The 2,984-nt window shown below is 62.7% G+C and carries 3 protein-coding genes and 1 pseudogene; all 4 read right to left on the bottom strand.

The genetic code is table 11. The annotated features are described in order from the left end of the window. A pseudogene (locus AC1DUU_RS27815) lies at positions 1-165 on the bottom strand (DNA polymerase III subunit epsilon); the annotation flags it as partial. 8 nt (positions 166-173) lie between these two features. Continuing rightward, positions 174-2,327, bottom strand: a complete 2,154-nt coding sequence (gene ligA / locus AC1DUU_RS27820; RefSeq protein ID WP_476786576.1) for an NAD-dependent DNA ligase LigA — start codon at positions 2,325-2,327, stop codon at positions 174-176. A gap of 131 nt (positions 2,328-2,458) precedes the next feature. After that, complete coding sequence (locus tag AC1DUU_RS27825; protein ID WP_476786577.1) at positions 2,459-2,776, bottom strand: HigA family addiction module antitoxin; 318 nt, start codon at positions 2,774-2,776, stop codon at positions 2,459-2,461. A gap of 9 nt (positions 2,777-2,785) precedes the next feature. Next, positions 2,786-2,984 (bottom strand): type II toxin-antitoxin system RelE/ParE family toxin (locus AC1DUU_RS27830; protein ID WP_476786578.1); only part of this gene is annotated, 199 nt, incomplete at its 5' end.

Below are 2,984 nucleotides of genomic sequence, written 5' to 3' on the forward strand. Positions count from 1 at the left end.
TCCGTGGACGGCGATGTTGAAGCGGGAAAAGCGCATGTCCTTTGGGCGGATCAGCCGCTCCTCGACGCGGACGACGGCGCCGTCCTCTATCCAGGCCAGGCCGACGGAACATGGGCTGCTGCGCTGCTCGTTGGCAGTTTCAAAGTCGATGGCAATTGCACGCATGAATTCAGTCAGCCCGCCTGCTTGACCAGAGCGAACCAGCCGTCCTCGTCGATCACCTCGATGCCGAGTTCACTGGCAAGCTTGAGCTTGGAGCCGGCACCAGGCCCCGCCACCACGAGATCGGTCTTCTTCGACACCGAGCCTGCAACCTTGGCGCCGAGTTTTTCGGCCATGGCCTTGGCCTCGTCGCGCGACATCTTTTCGAGCGAGCCGGTGAAGACGACGGTCTTGCCCGACACCGGCGAGGACACATCGCCGATGCGCTCTTCATCAAGTGGCGTAACCTCCGCCAGAAGCGCGTCGAGCACCTGCCTGTTGTGCTCCTCGGCGAAGAACTCGACCACCGCCTCGGCAACGATCGTGCCAATGCCGTTGACACCGGTCAGTTCCTGCCAGGCGGCATTGCCCTTGTCGCCCTTGCCCTCAGGCATCACGGCAGCGCTGCCGGCGGCGCGGAATGCGTCGAAGCTGATGTAGTGGCGGGCGAGCCGCTTGGCGTTGGTTTCACCGATATGGCGGATACCGAGCGCAAACAGGAAGCGCGAGCACTCGACCTGCCGCCGGTCATCGATGGCGGCAAACAGCTTTCGCGCCGAGGTGGCACCAAAGCCGTCGATGTTCTCGAGCTTGGTGAGCGAGCCCTCTTGCCGCCGCTTCAGCGTGAAGATGTCGGCGGGTGAACCGATATGGAGGGCTGGGTCTTGCGACTGGAAGAAGAACTCGATCTGCTTTTCGCCCAGGCCCTCGATGTCGAAGGCGTTGCGCGAGACGAAATGGCGAAGCCGCTCGACCGCTTGCGCCGGGCAGATCAGGCCGCCAGTGCAGCGGCGCACCACCTCGCCTTCCTCGCGCACGGCATGGCTGTCGCAAGCCGGGCAGCGTGTCGGAAACGCGTAAGGCTGAGCATCCCTAGGGCGCTTTTCCAGCACCACGTCCAGTATCTGCGGAATGACGTCCCCTGCCCGCTGCACGATGACGGTGTCGCCAACGCGGATATCGCGGCCCTCGCGAATCGGCTGGCCACTATTGCCGATGCCCTTGATGTAGTCCTCGTTGTGCAGCGTGGCGTTGGTCACCACCACCCCGCCCACCGTCACCGGCTGCAGCCGCGCCACCGGCGTCAGCGAGCCGGTACGGCCGACCTGAATGTCGATGCCGGTGAGAACAGTCGTTGCCTTCTCTGCCGGGAATTTGTGGGCAATCGCCCAGCGTGGAGAGCGCGAGACAAAGCCGAGCCGTTGCTGCAGATCAAGGCGATCGACCTTGTAGACGACGCCGTCGATGTCGTAGCCGAGCGTCGCGCGATTGGCCTCGATCATCCGGTATTGCGACAAAAGCCCTTCGACGCTGTCGAACACCTTCATCAGCGGGTTGGTCTTGAAGCCGTAACGCCCCAAGGCCGCAACCATGCCCATCTGAGTGTCAGCGGGCATCTCGCTGACCTCACCCCAGGCATAGGCGAAGAAGCGCAGCGGCCGGCTGGCGGTGATCGCCGTATCGAGCTGGCGCAGCGATCCGGCGGCAGCATTGCGCGGATTGGCGAAGATCGGCTTGCCCGCTTCTTCGTTGCGGCGATTGAGCTCGGCGAAGTCAGCGTGGCTCATATAGACCTCACCGCGCACTTCGAGCACATCGGGGAAATCGCCCTTCAGCACGTTCGGAATGTCGGCAATGGTGCGCGCATTGGCGGTGACATTTTCGCCGACCTGGCCGTCGCCGCGCGTCGCCGCCGTCACCAGCCGCCCGTTCTCGTAGCGAATCGACAGAGACAGCCCATCGATCTTGGGTTCGGCTGATATCACCACCGGCTCGTCCGCGCCGAGCCTGAGGAAGCGCCTGATGCGCCCGACGAATTCGCTGACATCCTCATCTGCAAAGGCGTTGTCGAGCGACAGCATCGGCACGACATGAGTGACCTTGCCGAACTTTTCCGAGACGGCGGCACCGACCGACTTCGACGGCGAATCCTCGCGCACCAGCTGTGGGAAACGTTGTTCGAGGGCGAGGTTGCGCCGGCGCAACGCGTCATAGTCGGCATCCGAGATCGTCGGCGCATCCTCTGCATGATAGCGCAGGTCATGGCCGGCGATTTCTTCGGCCAGCCGCGCAAGCTCGGCTATGGCTTCTGCCTCGCTGAGCGAATCGACTGATTTTTCGGACATGCTGCGGCTCCGGCCAAATTGCGGCGCCACCATAAATCAGGAAGCATTTGCAAGGGAGCGGCTTTTACCGAAAGCCCACGCAAATCAGCAGGATCGCACAGGCTCCTGACATCCAGCCTGGCCGCGATAAATCACTGATGCGGCGGCTTCGGCTCATAGCGCGCTATCTTGATCTCGCCTTCGCGCTTGCGAGCCTGCGCAATATCGTAGCTGTTTTGCATCCGCATCAGCGTTTCCATACTGACGCCGAACGCCTTCTCGATACGCAGCCCCATCYCCGGCGACAACGACGAACGCCCGTTGATGAAGGCCGACAGCGCCGCGCGGGTCACACCAAGCGCCCCCGCCGCAGCCGTCACCGACAACTCCATAGGCTCGATGATCTCGGTGCGAACGAAGCCGCCCGGATGAGGCGGGCTTTTCAGCCTGAAACCCTGCGTTTCGGTCATGGCCACCTCCTAGTGGTAATCCTCGTAGTCGAGGTCGACGATCTCGACTTCCGCCTTGTCGATGAAAAAGGTCAGGCGCCAGTTCCGCGTGACGAACAGGCTCCAGGTACCCTTGCGCTCTCCGGCAAGCTGATGAGCCTTCCAGCTCGGAACCGAGCGCAGCTCTTCTTCGTGTTCCATGTCCTGCAGAAAGGCGAGGATATTACGG

The organism is Aminobacter sp. P4_H6_2 (assembly GCF_056400805.1).